The following is a 1235-nucleotide window of genomic DNA, read 5'->3' as shown; positions in this document are numbered from 1 at the left end:
CGTGGTCGTCGTCGCTGCGTGGGATGGGTCCGGGGCCGGGGCGGTAGCGCTCGGGTTCTTCGGTGTGCGTGCGGCCGGTGGGGGAGGTCCACTCGAAGCGTCCTGGGTGGGCCTGGTGGACGCTCCAGCCGCTGTCGGGGTCGTGTTTGAGGGTGTGGTCGCGGCGGCAGAGCGGGCCGAGGTCGTCGGCGCGGGTCAGCCCACCCTCGGCGACGGGCAGGGTGTGGTCGATGTCGCAGCGGGTGGCGTCGGTGGCGCAGCCCGGGGAGCGGCAGGTCTGGTCGCGGGCTTGGACCCAGGCGCGCAGGGCGGCGCTGGGGAACCGGTTCCCGACCTCGGCGTCGGTGTGGGCGGGATGCTCCTCGACCGGCCGGGCGCGGGCCTCGGCCAGTGCCTGGACGGCACTGCGGAGCAGGCCGAGGGCGTCGCCGCGGATGAGGACTCCGCCGGGTGGGGGGTCGGCATCGAGGGCGAGTTGCTCGTCGCCGAGCGCGGTGGCGGCCAGTTCGTCGAGTTCGTGGGTGGAGGCGGTGAGCTCGACGATGTGGTGGCGGCGTTGGTGGGCGTGCGGGGGCGGCACGCCCCGTCGCGGTGCCCGGAGGGTGAGGGTGTGTTCGAGGTGGCCGTCGGGGTCGTAGAGCAGCAGCCGGACGCTGCTGCGGGCGCGGTGCCAGGCCATGGCGACGGCGACGGAGTGGGGGACCGGGCCGCGGCCGGGAATCTGGGCGGCGCGGCGGTCGAGGCCGAGCACCGTGCGCAGTCCAGCGCGTAGCGCGACCCGGGGCACGAACGGCACCCGCCACGGCTCCTCACCGGCGGCGGCACCGGCGACGTGCGGGTCGGGATCGTGCTGCTGGGTGTCTAGTGGACCGCACACCTCCCCGACGGCGAGGCCGCCGTCGTGGTCGTCGTGGTCGTCGTGGTCGAGCGGGCGCTTGCTCGGGTCGCGGTCGTCGGGGGCCTCGCCGTCGGGGAGGTGTGCGGTCCGCTAGACACCCAGCAGCACGACCCCGACCCGCACGTCGCCGGTGCCGCCGCAGGTGAGGAGCCGTGGCGGGTGCCGTTCGTGCCCCGGGTTGCGCTACGCGCCGGACTGCGCACGGTGCTCGGCCTCGACCGCCGCGCCGCCCAGATTCCCGGCCGCGGCCCGGTCCCCCACTCCGTCGCCGTCGCCATGGCCTGGCACCGCGCCCACAGCCGTGTCCGGCTGCTGCTCTACGACCCCGACGGCCACC

At 76.1% G+C, this 1235-nt stretch carries 2 protein-coding genes; one reads left to right on the top strand and one right to left on the bottom strand.

Annotation, left to right across the window (positions count from 1 at the left end):
* Positions 1-877: HNH endonuclease signature motif containing protein (locus tag AC0CYZ_RS13515; RefSeq protein ID WP_472216108.1), on the bottom strand; the 877-nt coding region annotated here is incomplete at its 3' end.
* 24 nt (positions 878-901) lie between these two features.
* Here AC0CYZ_RS13515 and AC0CYZ_RS13510 point away from each other — a divergent pair.
* On the top strand, positions 902-1235 hold a 334-nt coding region (locus tag AC0CYZ_RS13510; protein ID WP_472216106.1), incomplete at its 3' end, for a hypothetical protein.

The sequence above is a fragment of the Actinomycetospora sp. genome (genome assembly GCF_055612215.1).
This window is presented reverse-complemented; position numbering and strand designations above follow the sequence as displayed.